This is a genomic window from Prolixibacter denitrificans, from assembly GCF_003014495.1.
GTDB classification, from domain to species: domain Bacteria; phylum Bacteroidota; class Bacteroidia; order Bacteroidales; family Prolixibacteraceae; genus Prolixibacter; species Prolixibacter denitrificans.
Genome location: NZ_PYGC01000003.1, coordinates 1 through 23905 on the forward strand (window position 1 = coordinate 1; position 23905 = coordinate 23905).

At 45.8% G+C, this 23905-nt stretch carries 20 protein-coding genes; 1 reads left to right on the forward strand and 19 read right to left on the reverse strand.

Annotation, left to right across the window (positions count from 1 at the left end; all coding sequences use genetic code 11):
- Positions 1-233 precede the first annotated feature (233 nt).
- The 19 genes from CLV93_RS06785 to CLV93_RS06875 form a co-directional block, all read right to left on the reverse strand.
- Entirely contained in the window at positions 234-1082 is an 849-nt protein-coding gene (locus tag CLV93_RS06785) for a CPBP family intramembrane glutamic endopeptidase (protein WP_106541437.1), read from the reverse strand.
- Positions 1083-1181: 99 nt separating this feature from the next.
- On the reverse strand, positions 1182-1658 hold the full coding sequence (locus CLV93_RS06790) for a hypothetical protein (RefSeq protein ID WP_106541438.1): 477 nt from the start codon (positions 1656-1658) through the stop codon (positions 1182-1184).
- Positions 1659-1712: 54 nt separating this feature from the next.
- Positions 1713-2648, reverse strand: a complete 936-nt coding sequence (locus CLV93_RS06795) for a DUF898 family protein (protein WP_106541439.1) — start codon at positions 2646-2648, stop codon at positions 1713-1715.
- A gap of 449 nt (positions 2649-3097) precedes the next feature.
- Positions 3098-3691: a transposase gene (locus CLV93_RS06800; RefSeq protein WP_170108883.1), complete on the reverse strand. Its 594-nt coding sequence runs from the start codon at positions 3689-3691 to the stop codon at positions 3098-3100.
- Between the two features lie 116 nt (positions 3692-3807).
- Positions 3808-4092, reverse strand: a complete 285-nt coding sequence (locus CLV93_RS06805; RefSeq protein ID WP_106541441.1) for a hypothetical protein — start codon at positions 4090-4092, stop codon at positions 3808-3810.
- Between the two features lie 391 nt (positions 4093-4483).
- Positions 4484-5833, reverse strand: coding sequence for a sensor histidine kinase (locus tag CLV93_RS06810; protein ID WP_106541442.1), 1350 nt, complete (start codon positions 5831-5833; stop codon positions 4484-4486).
- Between the two features lie 107 nt (positions 5834-5940).
- Entirely contained in the window at positions 5941-8742 is a 2802-nt protein-coding gene (locus CLV93_RS06815; RefSeq protein WP_106541839.1) for a sugar-binding domain-containing protein, read from the reverse strand.
- A gap of 146 nt (positions 8743-8888) precedes the next feature.
- Positions 8889-10145, reverse strand: a complete 1257-nt coding sequence (locus tag CLV93_RS06820; RefSeq protein ID WP_106541443.1) for an MFS transporter — start codon at positions 10143-10145, stop codon at positions 8889-8891.
- Positions 10146-10194: 49 nt separating this feature from the next.
- Positions 10195-12807 carry a glycoside hydrolase family 2 protein gene (locus tag CLV93_RS06825; protein WP_106541444.1) on the reverse strand — a complete coding sequence of 871 codons (2613 nt, stop codon included), beginning with the start codon at positions 12805-12807 and terminating at the stop codon, positions 10195-10197.
- A gap of 633 nt (positions 12808-13440) precedes the next feature.
- The gene (locus CLV93_RS06830) at positions 13441-13824 is read right to left on the reverse strand and encodes a nuclear transport factor 2 family protein (protein WP_106541445.1); all 384 of its coding nucleotides are present in this window, start codon (positions 13822-13824) and stop codon (positions 13441-13443) included.
- A 59-nt stretch (positions 13825-13883) separates the two neighbouring features.
- A complete protein-coding gene (locus tag CLV93_RS06835; protein WP_106541446.1) occupies positions 13884-14864 on the reverse strand; it encodes an NAD(P)-dependent alcohol dehydrogenase in 981 nt (326 codons plus the stop codon).
- 568 nt (positions 14865-15432) lie between these two features.
- Positions 15433-16200: a hypothetical protein gene (locus CLV93_RS06840; RefSeq protein WP_211297768.1), complete on the reverse strand. Its 768-nt coding sequence runs from the start codon at positions 16198-16200 to the stop codon at positions 15433-15435.
- Positions 16201-16502: 302 nt separating this feature from the next.
- A complete protein-coding gene (locus CLV93_RS06845) occupies positions 16503-16976 on the reverse strand; it encodes a DUF4348 domain-containing protein (protein ID WP_106541447.1) in 474 nt (157 codons plus the stop codon).
- A gap of 189 nt (positions 16977-17165) precedes the next feature.
- Positions 17166-17618, reverse strand: a complete 453-nt coding sequence (locus tag CLV93_RS06850) for a YybH family protein (protein ID WP_211297769.1) — start codon at positions 17616-17618, stop codon at positions 17166-17168.
- A gap of 75 nt (positions 17619-17693) precedes the next feature.
- On the reverse strand, positions 17694-18560 hold the full coding sequence (locus tag CLV93_RS06855; protein ID WP_106541448.1) for an AraC family transcriptional regulator: 867 nt from the start codon (positions 18558-18560) through the stop codon (positions 17694-17696).
- Between the two features lie 84 nt (positions 18561-18644).
- Positions 18645-19343 carry a Bax inhibitor-1/YccA family protein gene (locus CLV93_RS06860; RefSeq protein ID WP_106541449.1) on the reverse strand — a complete coding sequence of 233 codons (699 nt, stop codon included), beginning with the start codon at positions 19341-19343 and terminating at the stop codon, positions 18645-18647.
- Between the two features lie 67 nt (positions 19344-19410).
- Entirely contained in the window at positions 19411-20004 is a 594-nt protein-coding gene (locus tag CLV93_RS06865) for an RDD family protein (RefSeq protein ID WP_106541450.1), read from the reverse strand.
- A 94-nt stretch (positions 20005-20098) separates the two neighbouring features.
- Entirely contained in the window at positions 20099-20806 is a 708-nt protein-coding gene (locus CLV93_RS06870; protein ID WP_106541451.1) for a hypothetical protein, read from the reverse strand.
- Between the two features lie 69 nt (positions 20807-20875).
- The gene (locus CLV93_RS06875) at positions 20876-21844 is read right to left on the reverse strand and encodes a DUF4062 domain-containing protein (RefSeq protein WP_106541452.1); all 969 of its coding nucleotides are present in this window, start codon (positions 21842-21844) and stop codon (positions 20876-20878) included.
- Between the two features lie 688 nt (positions 21845-22532).
- Here CLV93_RS06875 and CLV93_RS06885 point away from each other — a divergent pair.
- The gene (locus CLV93_RS06885) at positions 22533-23285 is read left to right on the forward strand and encodes a glycosyltransferase (RefSeq protein WP_106541454.1); all 753 of its coding nucleotides are present in this window, start codon (positions 22533-22535) and stop codon (positions 23283-23285) included.
- Positions 23286-23905 lie beyond the last annotated feature (620 nt).

Here is a 23905-nt window from a genome sequence, read left to right on the forward strand (position 1 = left end):
TAAGCTTCCTGGTTTTTAGTTTCTTTTTCTGTTTAAAAAACTAATTTACAAAACTTAGGAAGCTTATGCTTTTACAAACATACAGCCTAAAGGGGACTTTAAGCCGCCCCTTTAGGGGAGGTTTGGAGGGGTAAAACAGAACGCCAATTGCAATTTGTAAGTTTTAAATTTCGCTGTGAGCCTTTTGGACAACCTCTTGAATGTGCCGGTTTGAGACGCAAAGCATTGCGTCTCTACAGGGCCGGTTCTGCCTGTGGACTGCTCCAACGTTTGTTCAGCCAGCGCCAGGTGAGGATGAAGAAGCCCAACGCTACCAGGAGGACAACACCGTAAATTAGATTATCACCGATACTGTCGCTAAGCGATTCATTCGTGTCAGTCGCATTTATCATGGCAATATAACCTATCAGGTTGTTGACGAAATGTATGAGCATTCCGGGTATGATCGAATTGGACTTCCAGTAAACCCAGCCAATGACCAATCCCAGTAAAAGCGCTCCAACTCCCTGCCACGGATTTAGGTGAGCAACGGCAAAAATAGCAGCTGACCAGATGATAGCTTTTGCCGGGGAATAGTTCTTTAACAAACCTTCCAATATCACGCCACGGAAAAGAATCTCTTCCAATAACGGCGCCGCAACGACTATCGACAAGAAGAGAAAGAAGTTAGGTTGGTGAACCCCCGACATATATCTGTTAAACCAGTCGGAGCCGGGAATTAACGAGGAAACTGCTGAAATAACAGTAGAGGCAGCTATCGTCATCACGGCAATAACCAGGATGACCTGAAACGGCTCCCTGTTGAATTTCACCCGGTATTCCGGTATATCAAACTTTCGAATGCGTTTCAATCCCAATCGAACAACGATGTATAAACTTGCAACCTGGACTAACAATAAGAGAAACGATATCAAAAGCTGACCATGGGGTATCCCATATCGCTCGTTTAAAATCAAGACAATTCCAAAAGGAATGGAAAATAAAATGGTAATTAAAATCAGCCGGATAAGTAACCGGAACGACTGCCCGATGTTGGGATAAAAGCTTTGAGGAACTTCGGGTTGGGGGCTTTCTCTAAACATGACAATCAATCATTTTAGGAGGTTAGGTTGTCGAGAAGTTATCTGCAACGTCCCGACTGTTCTCGTAATGTTCTTTCAGTATTGCTTCACTTCGCTGTATTAAAACACCATGGTCAGCCCGACGCCGTTGCTGTTGACGCCAATTCTGAGTTCGGGATAGTATCCTACGGGTTTTAATCCGTCGTTATAAATCTTCACTGCTTTTTTAGCATGCCGGTTAAAAGCAGCGGAAAACGGAATGGATATAGCGGTTAGCCCGGCTCCTACTGCCGCCAGGTTCCAGTCAAAATCCCGGCCGCCAATCGCACCTCCAATGGACCATCCAATCAGAAAGCCTCCGGCAAAGCCGAATATCGCTCCTGCATCGTAATTGCTCCTGGCAATCTTCATTTCATTGTAGGCATCCGGATTAGAATAGGTGATATCCAGGAGCTGATTGGGTCGAAGTCTTTTCCCATGATGAAGATAGATGGTTCCCAACGCCTTTTTTACCTGAATTGAATCGGATTGATACTGCCCAAAAGAATTCAGGGCAACTAACATGAATAACAGCGGAATCAGTAGTTTTTTCATCATAGGGGTAGCTTTATTGGGGTAGAGACGTTGCATGCAACGTCTCTAATTATTTATTCAATGTTCATTCACAGCCGTCACGTATGTCTTACTGAGGATACGTTTCCTAATCCTTACATAGGCCCAGGGACGATAGAACCCCAGGGTAACGATGGTCAGCAACCACTGTCCCCAGATGAACAGGAAATCAGCGCCCGGCTCGATATCGTATCCGAACACATAGGCTCCATCTTCCTTTTGAGCAGTGGTCCTTGCTGAAAAATAAGTGTATAACCGCAGGAAAGCCATCGGCAAATAGATTCCCAGCGTGATGACCGTCAGGAGTACCTCCAGTGCAATTTTGCCAATCGAGTGATGCCATTCCGTATTCCACTGAATATGGTAATCTTTATAATTGATGTTTACCAGCCAGTTGTAATACAAATAGTAGTAAGGAATGGCCAATATGAGCATGAATAAGATCGGGGTAATGTTCAGGACGAGTGGTCCATCTTTGACGGTATAAAGGAGCGCCGCAAATATAAAAAATAGAATAACCGGGATGATTATTACCAGGAGAACGATGACAAACAAGGTACTGCCGCTCCCCTTGAACCTGAATTCGTTTCCGTTGTGCGAACTGTTATCGATAAAAAAGCGGCTGATGTCCCGCGCGAACCAGGCACCGTAAATACCAAAGGTGATAACTGTTAAAAACAATCCCAGCAACACCTTTCCGGCGAACGTCCAGAACCTTCCATCAAAGCGAAAACCGGTCTCGCCATACCGAACATGCTCAATAGTGAGCCGGGCGATAAGATAATAGATGAGTAACCCGGAAATCACTGAAAACCACAATAGGAGTCCAAGATAAGGGTCTTGAATTCGATGGGTGCCAGGTGCATATTTTTCATAGTAATAAACGCCCATCGGAATAATAGCAACCAGATAGTACAATAGCCAAATGGGCAGGAACTTCTTTCCGGTTAGGGTAAATTCGAAATAGTTCTTCATTCAATTAAGTTTTGTAATATATATTGATTGTTGGTTAATCTGTCTGTCTAATCGATAGCTAAGCAATTCGTCTTTTCTCTGTTAAATTGGCTATTGGTTTCCCAAATTAGCAAAAAGGTGCAAATCTTATTGTTCATCAGCCCGGGTAAATCGGTCATACCAATTAGCCCTATTTCCGTTCATCAGAAAATTTGATACGTTCACCATCAAAAATTGAACGTTCACCATTAAAATCGAACTATTAAGAATGGATATAAATTAGAAAGGAGACACCAGATGTTAGAGGAAAGCTGAAGAGGGTTTTTGTTGTTGCTATCGTTAGAAAGGTTTCAGGTTACAGATTCCAGGTTTCAGGTTTGGCTTCGAGGTTACTGTGGTTACTGTGGTTAATGTGGTTGAAAGAAGACCGTTGTGTAAACCTTAACGTATACTCTGATTAATCCAAATTTTCAGGCTACTTTTTTGTCAGCTATTCTGGGATCAAGACACAAGTAGTTTATATCATACTTTTGTCCGGATTCCAGGATCGCATAAATTATTCTCAGTAGTTTGTTGGCTACATTATTTAGTACTAAATAAGAAGGTTTCCCTTCTGCTTTCTTTCTGATATAATAGTTTTTCATCTCTTTGTTGTAAGTGATCGCAGATGTTGAACATAAATACAGAAGTGTTTTTAATGATCGATCACCCATTGAACTTATTCTGTGCTTTTTTACCATCTTGCCACTACTGTTAGGGAAGGGACAAATTCCTGCAAAAGAAGCAGCCTGGCGGGCTGTTCGGATCTTTGTAAAGTTATGTGTCTTTATGATTAGCTCATTGGCTGTAACAGGTCCTATTCCCTTTATACTGCAAATAAGTTCACTGTTCTGAGCATATTCCTGGTTGGCGTTGATTATTTTCTGTATTTCTTGCTCAACTGAACTGATTTGTTCACTTAGATCAGCGATCACCTCAGTTGCGATATAGTGAGCTCTTAATGACTTGAACGGAAGCCTGCCTTTGTCTTTCCCTTGCGTTAAAAGTATCTTTCTGTTTTTCACCAACACTTGCCGTAAGTTGTGTAACTCACGAAGTTCATGGATGGTCTCATCTGCATATTCAGCCGGTCTTAGTTTATCAGAAAACCGTTCCCCATACTCTCTTATCCTGGCTGCATCTACCGGATCACTTTTCCCTTTTTGAAGACCAATGAGTGCTTAATCTCATAGCCAGAAACAGCACTGATGCTTACTTCAAAACAGTTAGCAAGAAAAATAAGTAAGTCACCATAAATGCCTGTATGTTCGATGCATAAGGTTGAACTTGAAGGTAAATCAGATAAAAACTCACAAATAGAATTGTAGTTGTTTTTAACTTCCAATTCTTTAATAATTCCCTCTTCAGAAAGAAAATTCACATTAAACTTTTCCTTTGAAAGATCGATACCATAAATTTGTCTCATAGTGTTTTATTTATAGAGGCTCCAATTGAGTGGCAAAAACCGTGATAATGGGTTATACCCTAAATACTCTCTGGCTTTAACTCAAACGTATGTAGTTCTTAATACGCAAATTAGGTTTAAAACCTGGTCCTTTGCTAAAGGTAACGCTACATACGGGAGTCTCTTATTTATGCTATGAGTATAACCAAACTTACTCCTCTATTAAAATGCAAGTCTAACGGTCCTTTGTGGTAAAAATGTAAACCACAATGAATACAAAGGAGGCACAGAGGTTGACAATGGTTCTCCAATTCCCCTTTGACTGTTCTATATCCGTGGTTATCTGTCAATTTCATCTCGGTCCATCTGTAGATGATTCTCCCACTCTCCATTTCTCCCCCTCTCACCTTGGTTACACCGGAGACGGGAAATCAACGACTACGCGGGTTCCGACATCGACGGTGCTTTCGACCTGAATGGTTCCGTTGTTCTTCCGGACGAACTCCTTGCACAACGCCAGTCCTAGTCCGGAACCGCTTTCACCGTCGGTTCCTTTTTCTGAACGACTATTTTCCAGTTCAAAAATTTGCTTCAACCGATCGGGCTTGATACCAACACCTGTGTCCTCAACGACCAGACGGACGCCGTGCAGGTTGTTTTGGGTCGTGATGGAGATCGTGCCTCCGCGGGGTGTATACTTGATAGCATTGGAAACCAGGTTGCGGATAACCGTTTCGACCATCTTGGCATTCCCGCCGATATACGCCGCTTCTCCGTTATGAAACTCGAGTCCGATGGATTTCATCCGGGTCAGGCTTTGGAAGAATTCGATATTGGAAGTAACCAACTGATTCAGTTCAATCAGCTCTTTCTCAAAGGAGGTCAGATTTTGGGATGTATGGGCCCATTCCAGCAGATTCTGCAACAGATGATAGGTTGACTGGCTCAACGCCTCCATCTTCTCCATAAAAATGAGCTTCTCCTCCTCCTCTAAATCCTTCTCGGTATTCATCAAATTCAGGAAGTTCATGATGGTTCCCACCGGCCCTCTTAGGTCATGAGCAATAATCGAAAAGAATTTGGTCTTCGATTTCAGCTGTCCTTCCAATTCCGTGTACAATTGCATGTTAACGGCCGACAGGAAGCCAAAGGTCAGCGCGGTCATAATTCCCCCCGAAATTCCAAAGGCAATTATCCAGAGATTGCCCACCTGGATATCGTTGAACGAACTGCGATGTACCACCAGGAAGATGCCGGCAACCAGAACCACCAGGAATGTACCGAAGAATATAGCGTTTAGCTGGAAAATCCGCTTAAGGTGGCGGCTTTGCTCGTCTACTTTGAGCATTTCGTAAATGGAAAAGACATTGCACAAAGCCAGAATGAAAAGGTGCATGCCAACCCGGGGGAGTTGCAGGCGAAACACATAAAAGAATACCAACGACTGCACAATATCCAGTGCCGGGAAGCCTATAACGATCCATCGGATAACGGGCTTGTCTTTAAATATCCGAATGCCGGCCAAATAAATATACAAACCAACGGTAATCAACAACATGGGCACAACAGCTGCCAAAAAACCATTGGCGGGTGGAACTAACCGGAAAAGAAACCCGATGCCAATTAGCAGGTTTCCTGCGGCCCAGAACACTGGCCCCTTCACCCGGGCTGTATTCCAGTGAATCAGCAACATGTAGAAGCCCATGATAAGGCTTATTCCTGCCGCAATGACAACAATTATTTTGAGACTGAACGGTTCCATTTTCGATGTTGCTTACAGCCTCGCAATTTAATTATGAAAATCATTTATCCTATGGCCTTCGTCAAATTTTAAGAAATGCGACGATAGGCCAAATTCAGCCGGTTCCTTCATTGAATTAACTTCCGGAGCTGACTTTCAGTTATCGTGCTGCCGGGCTCAAAAGCATCAGACTGCATGTAATCAACAATCGAATGGTAGAGTTGCGTTGCTGCCGGATCATCCGGGAGCTCATCCAATCTTGACATGCAAACCAGTAATTTCCCTTTACCCACTTTGTATTCGAATATCAATCCAAACTTGTCGTTGCGCTGCAGGTTGTCGATGACCTGAACGATGGGCCGGTAGTCTTTGTCGGGTTGATTCAGATTCAACGGATGGCTGTGCTTGATGATGGAAAACCACTGCCAATCGGTATGAAACTCCGTCGGGAAATGGTTGAACAGCGGATGGTCCGGATTGGTCAATATCCCCAACGTACCCGGCGAAACCGGTTTCTTATTCCCTTCGCTAATCTGCTTAAACATTTCGTAGTTCCAGAAATCGGGCGGGAACAGACCATCCACGCTGTTTTTCTTCACCTCCTCCTTTGAAGGGAAGAGCAATACTTTTTCTCCCTTGTCGAGTTTATCGAACAGTTCTTTGTTCAGCCCCGAAGTGACGTAAATATCCGCTGCCGGCTGTACCTTTTGGGGTTCCGGATACACCCACACCGGATAGCTGTTCCGGTAACCGGTTCCTTCGATGCTTAAGGCAACGGTTAATTTCTGAGGCACGGTTATCTCCGAAAGCGGAATATGAATCTCTCCAACGCTGTCGACTCCTCCCATGGAGATAGCCGGCTGTTCGAAGCGACCCGATTTGACGATCTGCCCTTGCTGGTTCAATACTTTCCAACTTAACGGCTGTTCCAAATCCCGGTTCGAATAGTTGGCCACTTCCACTCCGGCCGAGAACGTTTCGTTAACCGTCCAGCAATACTTTTTAAACTCCAGTAACGGAACCACATCATTGCAGAAATTCCGCCACTCGTTGCGGTCAATTACATGCTTACTGTCCATAAAGGCGTCCAGAATACCCACCAAAGCCGTTCCCTGTCCGGGATAATCCTGCAGATCGAGTAGCTGGAAGCCGGCCAGTCCCTTGGTGCGCAGTGCTGCTTCAATTTCATCGCGGTAGCACAATGCCGACCAGGCACCGGAAGCCATTGTGAACAGACTATCCTGATCCAACATGCCGGCTTTCTTTAACCGGTTTCGGAAAACTTCCAGGTTGCGGGGTTTCAAAATGCCCGTGTATTTCTTGATCTCACTATAGTTGGGATAAATCTGGTATTGCCCCACTTCATGGCTAATCAACGGAATCTTTATCTGTGACACCGGATAGTCGAAGTTCACCATCGTCGACGGCTTTTCGGTATTCAGGATTCCGCCGTCGCGGGAATCGACAAAAGCCTGTGTTAGTCGCACATGCGTCAGGGTCGTATCGTGGGCATAAGGTGTACGGGCTGCTACGTGGAAATCCTCAACGGGCAGTGGCCCCGAATAACCAATGTTATCATTCGAGCCTTGCGTGTATAACGGACGACCGTCCGCCTTCTTCAGGTCAGCAATCAGTTTGCCTACTTTGTCGAGGTTGCCCCACAGCTCGTTTCCGGGCGACAGCATCACAAACGACGGATGGTTAGCAAAGTTCTTCAGCAAGGCTAAACCTTCTGCTTTGAGCCGGTCGGCGAGCGTATCCGATTCCAAACCGCCCCAGAAAGGCAGTTCCGGCTCCATGTAAATTCCCAACCGATCGGCTGCCTCGAAAGCGGCTTCCGGCGGTGACCAGGTATGAAAGCGGTAGTGATTAATGCCATACGATTTGGCGATCTTCATCACGTGCATCCAGCCTTCCACATCCATGGGCGGATATCCGGTTAACGGAAAAACACAGGCATCATGTTTTCCCCGCAAAAACGTAATCCGACCGTTGATGGCAAACTTAGTTCCCTCGGTCGTAAACTTCCGCATCCCGAAAGGAACCTCCTTGTTGTCTTTGATATCGTTCTGGCTGATAATGGCATTGAGATGATAAATCGGCTGATGGTACTCATCCCATAAATCCATCTTATCGCCCAGCGTGTATTCCAGGTTGATGACCGAATCACAACTCACCTGAAAGTGTGCTGTTTTCAGTCGGGTCTCCTTCCCGTCCAGCGTTTTGGTCACCTGCAAGGCAACATCTACTTTATCCAGGTTCAATCCGTTATGGATGCCCATCTTCACCTTGATCTTCTTATCCTTGATATCGGGATACACCTGCAGGTCGGAGATATACGTTTTCGGGGAAGCTTCGAGATAAATCTTCCCAATGATGCCGTTCCAGTTGGTCTGGGTGTCATCTGCATAGGCATGCACATTCCCGTAAGGCGTCAGCTTCCGATCATTATCAACCCGAACGGTGATTATGTGTTTTCCGGGAGTCAGAAATGCCGACACATTATACTTCTGCGGCGATTCCAACAGCAATGAACTACCAACGTAATGGTCATCAATCCACACCTTCGAAGGCTTGGTCCGCTCCATCACAAAACGGATATGCTTCTCATTCCAGTTCTCCGGAATATTGACCGTCTTCCGGTACCAGGCCGGCCCTTCGTAACGGTATACCCGGCTCAAATGCATCGTAGTGGAATCGGTGTTAAGAAATCCTTTGTGGTTGGTATCGGTCGTACCCGGAAGTTGAACAGAGTCGTTTAACGCCGTGGCATACCACTTCCCTTCCACTCCCCGATTAGCTGAATCCAATCGGAACTGCCACGTTCCTGACAAATCGATGTCCAAACTGTAGTTTTTGGTTGACGTGGAGCATGAAGAAAGAATGCTAACAAAAAGAGCAAAGATGAATGCGCTAAAGAGACCTTTCATGGGATTGATGATTTTTGGTTTGGAAGTCAGATATCCGGATACCATCAGACCTTCCTGTCAGTTTTACAAAATGCATCCAAATATAGGGAAAAGATACCAAACCAAGTAGAGACAAGACAATGCCTTGTCTCTACAAACTCATCATATCATTCAGCTGCTTGTTTCTTTAATTGAATGGTTTTATTGGCGATTAATGGTTTGGCCCAGATACTGATGAACAACAGGTAACCAAGCGTCAGGTACAGAACAAACATTCCCTGCCGCAAACCAATCAGGTCTTTCAGCCCACCAATCAGTAACGATACCAACGCCCCGCCGGCAATACCACTCATCAGTATTCCTGAAAAGGTGCCATGATACTTCGCCACACTATTCAGCGCCAGCGAAACCGTTATCGACCACATCACCGAAAGGGTGAAACCCAGTGCCGGGAAACCATAAATGGCCATCTGTTCGCCACCAAACAAGGTCACCGTCAGGATGATCATGGCTGCAATCACAAAGATGCGCAGCACCAGTTTACTGTCGATAAACTTCAGCAACAGCATCCCCAATAAACACCCGATGGTCAGCATTCCCCAGAACCAGCCGACGGCCGCCGCACCTTCCACTTCGGGGCGCAAACCGTGATAGGTACGCAGGAATTCCGAAATCCAGTTGGCAATGCCCTGTTCCGTTCCCACATAAGCAAAGATGCCGAAGAAGAACAGGATAACCGTTTTGTCTTTTAGCAACTCTTTGTGGATGGCCCACGCTCCCGTTGTTTCATCTTCTTTCCGTTCCACCTTCGGGAAACGTGAAGCCACAATGATCACGATCATCAGCAGCGTAATGACACCAAACACCCAGTAGAGCGATACCCATGGCAAATGTTCCGGCGTGATGTTGGCCAGAATCTGCAGGAACCAGTTCGATTGTGGTCCGCTCTTGTCGAGGTTGAGCACCAGGTACGAGTAGACATACGGGCTCAGGAACGAAGCACCTCCAAAAACCAGCTGTGCGAACACCGAATAGAAAGCGAAGTGCTCCTCCCCGCCCGATACCCGCAACAACGGATTGATCACCACCTGCATCAGGGCCATGGCCGCGCCGATGAAAAACAGCGAACCGAGAAAGACCGGATAGCTGGGAAACAGGGCAAAAACAAACGCTCCGATGGTTGCTACGATCCAGCCACCACTCATACTGATTTTCTCTTTGTACTTCTCCACCAGCATCCCCGACGGGATAGACATCAAACCGTAGGCGATGAAGAAAGAAAAGGGCAACAAACCCGTCATCGCACCGCTCAGGTGAAAACTATCGGACACATTGGGATTGATGGAACCCAGGATGTTAGTAATAAAGGAGATCACAAAAAAGACGATGAACACCAGGGCCACCATGTAATAGTTCCGTTTCATAGGCATCTTTTGTCTATTGAGAATACTGTATTAATTTCGATTCTATCTGTTATAGTGTATTGTAACCTTTCATCTCAATTACCGGTTGTTCGCCGTTCAGGTCTTTGGTGTTCATCTTCACCGTCAGTTCCCGCTCTTCTCCCGGAAGGAGAGAAATGTAGTTATCATTCCAGAAAACCGGCAATACCATTTCATGCGATTCACTAGTTTTGGCTTTCAGGCCAATGAAGAACGCCAGCTTGTCCGAAGGATTCTTCAGCGTTACTTTCACCCAGGTTTGGTCGCCATGCTGTTCAACGGTCTCTGTTTTCTCCACTTTCACTTTCGGCAACTCGGTAAGAGCTGTGAAATCGGCATATTCCTTTATCGGGGTAACGTACCATTTTGTGTTTTTGAAATCGGGCACATCTTTCTTCTGCGACAGCCAGTAAAAACTGTGGGCTATCTCTTTTCCTTCCGGGGAAACGATGCGTAGATCGGCAAAGTAAACCGGCGTAGTACCGCGCATTTCCGGCAACGACAACAGTTCTTTCGACGTGTATTCATCTACCGAGAACGGAACTTTCTTATTGAGGACCACTTTCGAATGCAAATCCAGCACCTTTACTTCGGCCGTTAGATCTTTGAAACCATGCCGGTAATCGTTGGATATGTAGATGCCGTGGTTGCCGTAGTTGTATATGATGTTCAGCGGTTTTAAGGCGTTCTGTGTGCCGAAAAAAGCTCCGTTGGGTGTGAGGTAGTAATCGTACAACTGCCAGTAGAGCTTCGGCCAGGGTGCATTCAGCATCCACTGAATGACGCCACCTGCATTGGCTTTGTTTACGGCAAAGGCTTCGAACATGGGCCGGATGGCTTCGTAATTGGCCATCTGGGCTTTCATCTCGAAATCGTCAATGTTCTTCGCTTCTCCGTAACGATGATTCAATGCTTTGAGGTAGGTATCGATGTTGTGAAACTCACCGCGGCCACAGTGGTAATTCCAGATTTCGTTCACCGGCCAGAGCTTGTCAGCCGGGAACATTCTCTTCAATGTCTCAATCGGTGGAATCTGCGGACCGGGACCTGTCTCAGTATTGAACCCGAAAGCGCCGCCATTTACGGTATCGATGTACCAGTAGTTCGGCGACACGTAATCGTACGGGCCATTCATCTTCACAGCTGTCGGGCCGGTTACCTCACTCGTGCGAACCGAGCAGGCCGATAATGTTGGGCGGGTCGGATCGGAGACTTCAAGGTTCTTCAGATATGTTTTCTCCAACGCCGGGCGCGGCAGCATATCGCTTCCCAGTACCCAGACGAAGATGCTGGGATGATTGCGCAGCCAAAGCACCTGGTCATCCAACGAATTGCTGACGAGCTTTATCTCTTCCGGCGTCTGCACACCACCAAACTCATCACATTTCTTGCCTACATAATTTTCCCACTCCCACTCACAGCTCCAGCCGACCATGATGAGAATACCATTTTCGTCGCAAAGCTTGTACAGCTCATCACTTTCGCCCCAAAAGCCTTCCAGCCGGATGGTATTCAGGTTCATCAGTTTGGTATATTCTACCTGTGCTTTCAGGTTGTCCTTGTTTTCGCGCAACAACAAGTCGTCGGCCCAGCCGCCACCGCGTATCTGCAGGTCACGTCCGTTGATCTTATAGGCTCTTGAACCGGCTTTGTTGATGTAGCTGGTTACCTCGCGAATACCAAATTCCTGAGAAAGCTTATCGGATATTTGATTGTCGACCTTACTGCTTACGTTCAGTGTATAAAGATTGGGATCGCCCATGGTCAAGGGCCACCAGAGTTTGGCATTTTTGAAATTCAACGCCGGATATTCCTTCGGCGTCCAAACCACCATCCTCTTTTCAAATGGCTTTAACGCCACCTTTTTCTTCACCGTAACATCACCAATCTGCGCCTCAACCGTAGCTTCTAATTTCATTCCCGAGTGGTTCACCACCTGCGTTTCGATGGTCAATGCCGCTTCCGAGTCATTGGCCGTATTCACCTTCGATTCGACAAACGGATGCTCAATCGAAACGGGTCCGTTGAACCGGAGCTCTACACCCCGCCAGAGTCCCATGTTTTTGTCCGGTACCTTGGGCGTCCAGTCCACAAAGCCGACAGTGAAATCACCGGGCTGCGGCGGATAAACATCGACCTGCAATCGGTTGCTCTTCTTTTTCAGCTTTCCGGTCACGTCGATTTCGAATCGCTGGAATGCACCTTTCAGCGTATCGGCCGAAGCGATTTGCTTCCCGTTCAGGAAAACATCAGCACTGTAATTGATACCGCCGAAACAGAGGCGGGAATATGTGCCGAGCAGATTCTCAGGAATATCGAATGTTTTGGTATACCGCCATTTATTGTTGAACCACTTACGTGGCACCTTTTCGAGATTTTCGGAAAAGAAAGGGTCTTTATACTTCCCGTCCTTCACCATGGCGGCAAAAACAGTGGAGGGAACATCGCAGGTGAGTTCGTTTTTCGATGAATACACATCGGGCTTGATGAGTTGGCCGTCGTCACTCCATTCGCCGTATGGCTGGAGGGTCCAATTCTTGTCGAGTTTCAGCGTGGCTGACTGCTCCTGCACGTAGCCACAGCCTGACATCAAAATGAGAACCAACAGACTCATGATGGTTTTCAGATTACCTTGGAATTGCATGTTGTCTGGAATGTTAGTTTATGATTACAATGAACGATTTCATTTTCAACACATAGAGCACAAACCTACCGGAAAAGCAAGTGTACCCATTCAACGAATCGCTTAAATGTATTCATTTTTGCGGGAGAATCTAAAAGTGTTCAAAAGTATTCAACGAGATGTCAGATTTTAGAAGAGAGATGGTAGACGTGAGACGGTTTCAGGTTAGAGGATTTCAAGTTTCAGGTTGCGCTCAGAAATTGCTGTAACTGACATTGTTCCTGTCGTTACTGTGGTTACTATTGTTGTGCCCTAATCAACGGTACGACCATTGCGGTCGAAACAGCATCTGTGTTTCAATCAAATCCGGCTCGCGACCGCTCTGTCCGCGAACATCCCTATCCCGGGCTATTAAGATTATACCCCTCCGGGGCAATTTTAGTATACGTTTAATTGATTAGCCGAATACGGGAACCAGCGTCAACAGGATCGCCAGCAGAAAACCTAACCAAAAGAGTATTTTCATCAGGGTCTGGACAAGTTAATGATCGCTTTAGTTAGAAATGCATATCGGTGTAAAGACAGTTAACGATGAAAATACCCTTACTCACGACGATTTTTTTTATCGGGAGATTATGCACTCAAGCTTCCACTCTAGCTAATATCTTTCAGCTCGATGATTTTATCATCCCGGAAGGTGAAAACTGATTTTCCTGTCATGGCAATCCGGTCGCCGGCTTTCAGTTCTTCGGAGAAGTCGATGGCCAGCGTGGCGCTAAAATCGACATCCACTTCTACCTCCTGTTTATGGAATTGAAAATTCGAAATAACTTGTTCCCGTTCGCTGAAGACTTCAGCTGCTTCCCTGGCCTGTTCCCGCAAAGCAGCCTTCCCCTCTGTCGTCAAAGTCACTTCACCCTCTGATATATTTTCAAAACGAGCCTCTTCGTCAATGTCGGCCAGCATCCGATCCACATCGAAGTGATTATAGGCATCAACATAGTTCTCAATGATTTTCCGGTAATCGTCCTGCGTCATAATTGTGATGTTATTTGATGTTGTACTTCTGTACTAGCTCCCCGATTTGTTTTTCTATCTCATGCTCTTTCTCCATCCTGGTTGCAAATGATGATCACATTTCCGGTCTTCTGGCCGGTGAGCACATAACGGAAAGCTTCGGCAATGTCTTCCAGCGGATAACGACGATCGATGACCGGCCGGAACTTTCCTTCCTCCAACAGCTTTTTGATAAAGCCGATACTGCCTTTACGGTCAGTCGGCAACGGAAAGCGAACCTGCTTACCGCGTGTGACGGGTGTCCATAGAGCGAGGAACGGATTCTCTCCGTTGGGACCCAACTCCGACGAGATGTACACACCACCAGGCTTCAAGATGGATTTACACTTCCCGAACGTACTTTTTCCAACCGCATCGAAGACAAAATCGTACTGCTCGCGGTCCTGTGTGAAATCTTCCGCCGTGTAATCAATCACCCGGTCGGCTCCCATCGATTTGAGCAAATTGAGGTTGGGCGTATTGCCAACGGCCGTTACCTCGGCTCCGTAGTATTTCAACATCTGCAACGCAGCCGAGCCAATGGCACCGGTAGCACCGTTCAGCAAAACCTTCCGGCTACCTCCCAATGGCACCTTCTTGATGAAGTTGTAAGCGTAATGTGCGCCTTCGATGCTGGCAGCAGCCTGTTCATACGTAATTCCTTCCGGGATGATTTCTATCGCTTCGTTTTGCGGAACCACCATATATCCCGCATGCGAACGCAGTCCGGCATCGTTGAATCCCCAAATCTTGTCGCCGGCTTTGTAGGCCGTTACCTGACTTCCCACGGCGACCACTAGCCCGGCAAAATCGGTGCCGGTCGTTGCGTCTGAGGGTTCCAGTAAACCGGAGAACAAACGGATGACGGCGGGTTTTCCGGTCAGAATGCCACAGTCGGTGCGATTAACGGTCGCCGCATACACTTTCACCAATAGTTCGTTTTCCCGGGGAATAGGTTGCTGAATTTCCTCTACGGTTAGCACATCGGGGAAGCCATATTGCGTTCGAATCGCTGCTTTCATGAAGTCAGGTTTTGGTTACAAATGCAGTCGATAAGTTACTGAAATTTTGACAAATGGATGGCTTCGCCGGTTATAGTTGTTTCTGTTGTTAGAAGAGTTTTAAGTGTTAGGTGTTAAGAAAGAAGACTCCAGAGGAAAGACATGAGACGAAAAACATTTCAGGTTTCAGGTTTCGCAACTTGCGACTTTTTCCTTTTTCCTTTTGCCTCCTTCTGAAGCATCACAGGAGCATTATTTTCAATTCTCTCCCAATGCTTCGGGACTCCATTAACCGTTGTAACCGTCCTTAAATTCAACCTTCAACTTTATCCTTTAACCTTGTTTCATTTGTTCGGAGTTTTATCGATCCTTTACATCGCAGGTTCTGAATTGCTTCGTCCCCAACATCGCCCTTAGGCGATCAAGGCGAGGGCCGGTCAAAGTAGCCCGGGCCAGCGAAGGCGGGAATGGTTTTGTGCGGGTATTCAGGGATGTGGGTTTGAAAAGACATAACCATGACGCGGGTTGAAGGATCACTTTGACTTGACTTTTTGGTACTTTTGTGTCAAGACAAAAGGACAGATAGAATTCATTTCTTCTTATTAAACAACTGTTCCGCGGGGCATCCCAGTTCGCGCTGTTTACAATGCTTGCAGGTCAGTGTGCCGCGAATGTAGTTATTTCCGGAGGTGGTTAACACCACCAGCACCGCCAGGGCGATTAACACGGCCCAACTGAATTGCACGATAAGCAACACGATTCCTGCGACGAACGGAATCAGCGACACCAGTATGTCCGGAATCAGGTCTTTCCAAGCCATCTCCTTCCGGCAGAAGTTGGCTGCTTCTCCTTTTGGAAAAAACAAGCCACTCAAACGGCCTTTCCCGAAGCCGCACGTTCTGCCCCAGTAGTAGCAGTTAATGCAATCGTAGCGTATCAGTCGATATTCCAGAACAAGGATGTACAAGAGGTAAAGCCACGCCAGGGCCATTCCCACCCGAAACATGATGAAGAAGCCGAGTCCGTATATGCCCAGCGATACTAGGCTGGATTGTATCACAACACCCAAAGGGAAATTTTCGTAGGTTTTGATGGTCTCCATGTTGCTGACGGTTTTCTGAATGAAGTGTAATTCCCGTTTATCGTAATTCAGTTGCCACTTTTCCTCCCATTTACTGGAAAGAGGAAGTACGGAGAGAACATCGTCACCGGTAGTCCGGTGATCTATAGACAAGTTACGGAAGAATGAAACGAGTACAATGAAAAATGAGTAATGAGAAATGAAAAATAGATACTCAACGGTCCACTCTCTTGCTGCTAGTCCAAATTCCGGCAACGCCGGATACATATTCATCACCTCCAATCAATTTTAGGGCTGGGCCTTACTCCCGTTCACCACCCCATGGGTCAAATATTACAAGGTTACTGCACGGTACATCATTCATTGATGTCTTTGAGCACTTTGTGCTTTCCTCGTGTACATTGTGGTTCATGTTTTTTTACCACAAAGGCCACAATGGTTTTTCACGAAGACCACAAAGAGCCCTCATCGAAGCCGAACAATAAAAACAACAGAAACCACAGGAACTACAGTAACAAAGGCTCCCAGCATGAAACCTGAAACCTATTGTTCATTTCTCATTGTACATTGTTCATTGCCTACAGGTTCTCATCCAAACAGTACACCAAATACCATTTCTTCCCGATTAGTTCGAAACGGCACTTGTTACTGAAGCCGGTTTTGGGGAGCCAGACATGCTGGGTAAACTCCGTGGGTGTTTTGTGGTAGGTCACCTTGTATTGGGTGGTGTCGATGTCGTAAATCTCCGTTTTCATGATGTGCCAGTTCTTCTTCGTCCACGGGGTGGTACCGTCCACGTCAACGGCAGCTCCCCCGATGGGAAACTTCAGGCGTGACATCTGAAACGTACTGTCGTTATGGAAACGGTTGTAGAACTGGTCGAAGTCCTCCACGGCTTTACTTGTGCTCTTCGTGGTTGCGGTCTCTTCCGGGTTGGCTTTCGAGGTGTTCACGGCCTCTTTCTTCGTGTGACATCCCGGCAGGCTGAGCCACAGCAAGCCCACCAATATCAACAAGGTTACGGGGAGATGGTTAGCAATCTGTCTCTTCATGTAGTAAGGGTTTTTGTTGGTCTGTTAAACGTTACGGTATTTGTTTTACATAGTTACAAAAATTTTGGGCAGACTGAAAGCAATCATCTCTAATTCAACATTCAATGAATCATAAAAGCAAGCGGCCGTCATCTGATACAAAAAAGGACAGACCTTGCGACCTGTCCTTCTGTCCCGGGATACCGGTAATTATTTATCCGCAAACGGCTGTACAGGCGACCAATGAGTCTGGATGATTTTCCAATTTCCATCCTCTTCGAGCCGGTACACTTCGGTACAATTCCATCGCGAGGCCTTTTCGCCCTGATACGACACCAAGTTAAAGGTTAGTACGGCCATTTTTTCCGTCGACTGAACCAATGGATGAAGCATCTCGTACCGGTCGACATGAATTTGTCCCTTTACCGGTTCGTAATACTTCGTGAGGGCTTCAATTCCGTTCAGCCGTTGCGGGAGTGGCGGATCGAAATACACCACATCGCTTGCCGACAGAGATAAGTAACCACTCGGATCGCCACTGTTCCACTTTTCCAGCGCGGCTTTTTCCAAAGCGATAATTTTAGCCGACACACTATCGGCTGCATGTGCATAGGAACTGGTAACTAACATGATCAAAAGAAAGATTAGTGTTTGTTTTTTCATGAGAAATCGTTTTTGAATAGTTCAAAGGTAGTGAGGACCTGAACTGTTTCCCAAGAGCAAACAAAGGGCAAAATGTCACTTTTCGCGGATTTCCTTCTTCCGGAAACGGAGGGGTGTCGTATCGGTACTTTTGCTAAATGCCCGAACGAAATAGTTCGTACTCGCGTAGTTTAAGTGGGCAGCTATTTCATCGACGGTCATGGCTGTATACATTAGCAGGCGCTTTGCTTCCAGCATGGTGCGATGCAATATGTGCTGCTTGGCGCTGGTGCCCGTTTGCTTCTTCACCAAATCGTTGAGATGCCCCGGTGTGATGTGCAATTGTTCGGCGTAGTAATCGACCGAACGGCTATTGAGGTAGTGGATATTGACCAATTGGATGAAGGCATCGACATACCGGTTACCCGGTTTGGAGGCCAACAACGGGTTTTGCGCCAGGCAAATCCGGTTCAATAACATGAGCGTCTGGTACAGCAACGCCCGCAGGATATGCTGGTCTTTGGTCTGGTACCGGCTCATCTCATCTCTGATGTTCTGCATCAGCCGGGTTAACTGACTGAATTCGCCGGAGGCCGGATCCAACGCCACAGCAGCTCCACTGCAGTTGAAACATGAGAGTTTTTTCACAAACTGCGAATCGTTGAAGAACGCGCACAGGAATTCTTCTTCAAATATCAGGGCATAACCTTCCGGGATGCGGTTATACTGCCAGCTACGCACCTGTCCCGGGGCCGAAAAGAAAATGCGACCGCGTTCAACCGGTTGTGTATTGTTGTCGATGCTGAATGTTCCCTCGCCGTCCAGGATAAGTGTCACATCATAGTAGTCGAGGCGATGGGTCGGATCCTCCAAAAGATACGGCTCCAGACTTTCCAGCCGGATCAGGTCGATGAGTAACTCTTCGCCATACTTGGTCTTATGGAAATGGTATTGTTTCATCATCTCATTTGCCTCACATTCAGCATCCGAAAATTAAAAAACGGTCAGGAAATGTCCTAACCCTTTTACCGAATATCTGAATATCCTTTATCTTCTTCGTCCGAACAACCGCAGCAGGAGCAGGAACAGGTTAATGAAATCGAGATACAGGATGAGTGCCCCGACAATGGCTTCCTTCTTATCCTCTTCGGTTCCTTCGTTCCCGATGACGTTCATCTTTTTAATCTTCTGCGTATCGTAAGCCGTCAGTCCCACGAAAATCAGCACACCGGCGTAGGTGGTAAACCAGTACAGGGCCGGACTATGAAAAAACATGTTGACCACCGAGGCAATGATGACCCCGATGAGCCCCATGAACAACAGGCTGCCCCAGCGGGTCAAATCGCTTTTAGTGAAGTACCCGTAGGCGCTCATCGCCGCGAAGGTACCGGCTGTGATGAAGAACGTCGATGCGATGGAACCAGCCGTGTACAACAGGAAAATCACCGAAAAGGTCAGCCCGTTTAACACGGAATAGAGCACAAACACCAGCGTGGCGGTTTGCGCCGACATCTTCTGAATCCATCCCACCAAGTAACCGACCATCAGGAACTCGCCGATAATCAATCCGAAGAACAACATCTGGTTCTGAACAATCATCCGCACGATATCCACATGCATGGCTGTCCACATGGCGACCGCCCCGGTCACCAGCAGGGCGAATGACATCCAGCTGTATACTTTTACGAAGAACCGTTGCGTTTCGGCCAACGCCTCTTCCCTCGAAATTCCAATGTAATTGTCCATTCGTATTCTATTTGGTTAAATAATTCTCATTTGTCAATGCCGAAAATAGAAAAACGCCGGAAGAAATCTATACGTTAATCACCCTTGTTTTCGACAGCGTATCGTGCCAGCCGGTTTTACTCTCCCCTAAAAAGGAAAAAGCTTCGAAAGGAATGAAACGACACAGTGTGCGGATGAGGATGGTCTTAAAACCGGGTTGCTCCCCCTGCATATTAACGACCTTTGTCTTCGTGATGAATTTGGCAATGGACCTTCCGGTGGAATATTCAAAAATGACGTAGTAGATGGTGATCACCGTGTATGCCATGGCATAGTTTAATAGTACGTTTTCCTCTTCGAAAACAGAGAGTAATGATGGCGAAACGATGGACAAAAGGGACATAAAAAGCACGATGAATACCACACCAAAAACAATAAATAATACTGTATCCAGAAGGTAATTGGCGAACCGCTTGCTGAGACTGGCGGTGTTGAACAGGATATCTTTACGAACTTGTTCTGCCGCTCGTTTGGCTTTCAGTTCCGAATCTTCGGAATAGTGTTCGCAACTGTTTCCAAAGTTGGCGAGTTGGCTGGTCAGTCCGCAAACCAGCCCCAGCTGGCTGTCGAACTTCCGGTTTTGGCAAACCGTGCAAAATTTGAGGTGTTCTTCTCGTGTCATGATGGATGTTATTTAGTTAGATGATTCTACTGTACAGACAAACTTGTCTTAACTAAAGCGGACTAATATCTATAAATTCAATTTCTCCAATGAATTAGTTTTCACTGTACTTGCTAAAAAACCTAATCGTGAAAATTGCAAATACTGATTGAACAATAAAGTTGATTATATAGTTGATAATAGGCTTGCCGTGAATGACAGGTATCAAACCCAATAAATATTGAAACAGCCAAACTAAACCAGCAGCCAGAACAAAGATAACCATGATTCCAAGCAGCGTATTTTTATCCAAATCATCTATCCCAAATGGAGCAAACGGAAGTATCAATAATAATATCAAAAGCGCATAAGATGATGTAACAGTATGCCAAAACGGAGACCTCACCTTAATTTCATTTTTCTCGTTATCTTGTTTTGTTTTTGGTGCGATGTGGTCAAATTTTTCACTATCAACTGTTTTTCCTTTATTTTTTAATGTATCGACAGAGATCGTATTCTGACTATATTGGTTTTGAGAAAATAAATTTAAAAAGAGAACGAAAATATTCTCTCTATCAACAATTCTTTTTTCAATATTGGAGAGGTAGACATCAAGCGTCTTATCAGAAAGTCCATTCTCTTTTAAGCTTTCGATCTTTTCAATCTGACTAATCTTCTGATTAGTGGAATAATAAAAAGTAAAACCCAGTAAATTGTTTACCAAAAGAAGTACAGCAAGGATTAAGAAAATCCCCAAAACTTTGGAGCTCGTTGAATAAGTCTTATCTGTAAAAAAGTGTATTAAACCGCTGAAAAAGTCCATCAAGAAAAATTAGATAGATCAATAATGAATGAGAGTACTTAACTAAAAAATATCATATAGCGTAATCGCCTAAAATGGCAGATCTTCATCGTCATGTAATTCATTTTCATTATATACTATATATGAATCATGCCAATCAGATTTCTTCACAAATTTTAGCTTCCCTTCTTCATCAAATAGCGAGTTCGATATCTTGATTTCTATAAGATTCCGCTTAAATTCTTTGTTCCAGACCCAATACACTTCCTCCTCATCATCACTTTTCTCTAAACCATCCTTCTTAAAACCACGAGCAACTAACAAACGCCCCATATCTTCGACACCTTCGATATAAAAGTTGTATGGTATATCCAACAATGTTCTAAGATTCTCTACTAAAGGATGATTTATTGTTAATATTCGATTAATCTCTTCTGCTTGTCCTTTATTTTCATCACTTAAGTAATTAACCAATTTATTCAAAGTTTGGGCTGTTTTCTCTAGGTTTGAGATTATACTAACTTCCTTTATCCTTGTCTGTTCTTCTAAAAATCTTTGAAATAATCCAGCAAATTGTTCTTTTAAATATTTTGTTATATCTGCTGCGGTTTCGAATCCTTTAATATTATTATTTGTATTAAGTCCCTTAATTTCTTCTATAAATTTATATATTCTTTTATCATCTACATATCTAAACTTAACATCCGATTCTTTATTTAATAAGTAAGTTTCATATTCAGAAAGTACATTCTTTTCGATAAAGACATATATCTGTTTACTTTCCTTCTGTGCCGTTTTTAACTCAAGTTGGGAGATAGATGAATTATTTCTTCTTGATTCAGATCCAAAGCGACCTCCGACAATAGAAATCAAAATATCAACTCCTTTAATTTCTTTATAGCAATATTCTTCAAGTGCTTCCTCCTTTCCATATGGAATATCCCCTTCTTCATTCCTTACTGGTTCATAACCTAACCCCTCAATAAACATATCTAAGTCTGCCCGAACTTGCCTCAAATCATAAAATGTTGAACTAATAAATACTCTTGGTTTAGCCATAATTGATATCTTTAATTGTATCGAGAATCCTTTGCGATGCTCGTTCTTTCTATTTATCGATTTTTAAATCTTTATTATTTCTCATTCGAAAATAACGCTCCTATCCAAACTCTTATTGTTCAACAACATGTTTAACAAAATCCCGTCAAAGGCGATTTTCCATTCACATACCAGATCCGACCGTTCACGGAAGAAATCGGTACGTTCACGGAAGAAATCGAACTATTGAGAATGGGTATAAATTGAAAAAAGACCCTAGACGTTAGATTTTAGAGGAAAGACAAAAAAAGTTTCTGTTGTTACTGTAGTTTCTATTGTTCCTATTGTTGGTCGAGTTTCGGGTTGGCTTGATGGTGTTGGACGTACCTCCAAAGGTCATTTCGTTCGGGAGGTGTTGGACGTACCTCCACGCCTCTACTTTTTGCCGGGGAACGTTTGGACGAACCTCCAAAGCTTCACTTTTCAGTTCGGCACGGTTTGGACGTACCTCCAAGCCTTCACTTTTTGCCAGGGAGCGTTTGGACGAACCTCCAAAGCTCATTTTTCAGGTTGGCAAACGTTGGGATAACTCCCAAGGGTCCACTTTTCGTCAGGGAGGGTTTGGGACAACTCCCACGGTGCCTGCCGCCCGGAACCGGATGATGGTTTGCCCATAAATCGGTATATTCGGTACACACAGTCAAACCGCATGCAATTATCGATCGTCATACCGGCCTACAACGAGGAAGAGGTGCTTCCCCGAACCCTCGAACGGATTCAGGTGGCTGTCGGGGCGCAACACCTCCCGCAAGCGGAGTGGGAAATCATTGTGTGCGACAATAACTCCGACGACCGGACCGCGGAGCTAGCTTCGGGGCTGGGCGCCCGGGTGGTGACCGAACCGCACAACCAGATAGCGAGAGCGCGGAATACCGGCGCGGCCGCTGCTTCGGGGAAATGGCTGCTGTTTATCGATGCCGATACCTGGCCCGACGAGGCACTGATGAAGGACGTGCTGGCCATCATCGGCGAGGACCAGTTGATTGGCTGTGGATCGACGATCAGGATCGAGGGAGGCACTTTGTTCAACCGCCTCCGGATGGAACGCATCAACCCGGTGTTCCGGATCCTGAACATGAGCGGCGGCGCTTTCCTCCTCTGCCGGAGAGATGCCTTCGATGCCATCGGTGGCTTCAGCGAGAACCTCTATGCCCTGGAGGAGGTCGACCTGCAGTATCGCCTGAAGAAGTACGGGAGGTCACTACACAAAGGTTTCAAAGTACTCCACGCCCACCCGGTAGCCACCTCCGGACGCAAGGGCGAGATTCGTTTTTCGTCCATCCTGCGGATGATCGTTTCCAATTTCATGGCGATTATCCTGTTTCTGCTCTATTTCATCCTCCCGAAGAAATACATCGGAAAAGTAGGCCGGAAGATGTTGGGGTATTGGTATAAACGTTAAGAGTTTCAGGTTAGAAAGGTTACAGGTTTCAGGTTTCAGGTTACAGGTTTAGCTTCGAGGTTGCAAATGTTCCTGTGGTTCTTGTTGTTGATGTTATTTCTATTGCTGGGCTGCACTGGTGCTGTAGGGCCACGATATATCGTGGCTGTGCGTACCCCCTTATCAGGTTCGGCTTCGATGAAGGGCTTCTTCGTGTCCGCTGTGTAAAACTTAGTGTCCTTCGTGGTGAAAAATTAAACCACAATGAACACAAAGCAAGCACAAGTTCCACAAAGATATCGATGAATGAATGGCGGTCAATATGCGGTTTAGGGGACGTTCTGTTCAACGCCGGCATGTGCGGCGCAGGAACGTTTCCTTTCCAATCCTGTTTCGAACGTGCGCCTCCTTCCTATGCGGGGCATTCGCTCCCGGGGCGGCGTCGTACCTCCTTGCCCCGGGCTATGGGCTTTCAGGCCTTCAGCCTGACGAACAACAGCAAGCTTACAGCACAACCTGAAACTTGAAACCTGAAACACCGTTTCCATTGCGGGACTCATTTTTTGTCTGTAAAAAGTACAATATGTCCCTGTTTTTTGGGTGAAATGATTTATATTCATGCCGCGTTTTAAGCCTTTGGC

Excerpts from the sequence above, each read along its gene's own strand:
- CLV93_RS06885 (WP_106541454.1), top strand. The coding sequence starts at position 22,533 with ATGCAATTATCGATCGTCATACCGGCCTACAACGAGGAAGAGGTGCTT.
- CLV93_RS06845 (WP_106541447.1), bottom strand. The coding sequence starts at position 16,976 with ATGAAGAGACAGATTGCTAACCATCTCCCCGTAACCTTGTTGATATTG.
- CLV93_RS06850 (WP_211297769.1), bottom strand. The coding sequence starts at position 17,618 with ATGAAAAAACAAACACTAATCTTTCTTTTGATCATGTTAGTTACCAGT.
- CLV93_RS06795 (WP_106541439.1), bottom strand. The coding sequence starts at position 2,648 with ATGAAGAACTATTTCGAATTTACCCTAACCGGAAAGAAGTTCCTGCCC.
- CLV93_RS06875 (WP_106541452.1), bottom strand. The coding sequence starts at position 21,844 with ATGGCTAAACCAAGAGTATTTATTAGTTCAACATTTTATGATTTGAGG.
- CLV93_RS06810 (WP_106541442.1), bottom strand. The coding sequence starts at position 5,833 with ATGGAACCGTTCAGTCTCAAAATAATTGTTGTCATTGCGGCAGGAATA.
- CLV93_RS06790 (WP_106541438.1), bottom strand. The coding sequence starts at position 1,658 with ATGATGAAAAAACTACTGATTCCGCTGTTATTCATGTTAGTTGCCCTG.
- CLV93_RS06865 (WP_106541450.1), bottom strand. The coding sequence starts at position 20,004 with ATGACACGAGAAGAACACCTCAAATTTTGCACGGTTTGCCAAAACCGG.
- CLV93_RS06860 (WP_106541449.1), bottom strand. The coding sequence starts at position 19,343 with ATGGACAATTACATTGGAATTTCGAGGGAAGAGGCGTTGGCCGAAACG.
- CLV93_RS06815 (WP_106541839.1), bottom strand. The coding sequence starts at position 8,742 with ATGAAAGGTCTCTTTAGCGCATTCATCTTTGCTCTTTTTGTTAGCATT.
- CLV93_RS06805 (WP_106541441.1), bottom strand. The coding sequence starts at position 4,092 with ATGAGACAAATTTATGGTATCGATCTTTCAAAGGAAAAGTTTAATGTG.
- CLV93_RS06855 (WP_106541448.1), bottom strand. The coding sequence starts at position 18,560 with ATGATGAAACAATACCATTTCCATAAGACCAAGTATGGCGAAGAGTTA.
- CLV93_RS06870 (WP_106541451.1), bottom strand. The coding sequence starts at position 20,806 with ATGGACTTTTTCAGCGGTTTAATACACTTTTTTACAGATAAGACTTAT.
- CLV93_RS06820 (WP_106541443.1), bottom strand. The coding sequence starts at position 10,145 with ATGAAACGGAACTATTACATGGTGGCCCTGGTGTTCATCGTCTTTTTT.
- CLV93_RS06835 (WP_106541446.1), bottom strand. The coding sequence starts at position 14,864 with ATGAAAGCAGCGATTCGAACGCAATATGGCTTCCCCGATGTGCTAACC.
- CLV93_RS06785 (WP_106541437.1), bottom strand. The coding sequence starts at position 1,082 with ATGTTTAGAGAAAGCCCCCAACCCGAAGTTCCTCAAAGCTTTTATCCC.
- CLV93_RS06830 (WP_106541445.1), bottom strand. The coding sequence starts at position 13,824 with ATGACGCAGGACGATTACCGGAAAATCATTGAGAACTATGTTGATGCC.
- CLV93_RS06825 (WP_106541444.1), bottom strand. The coding sequence starts at position 12,807 with ATGCAATTCCAAGGTAATCTGAAAACCATCATGAGTCTGTTGGTTCTC.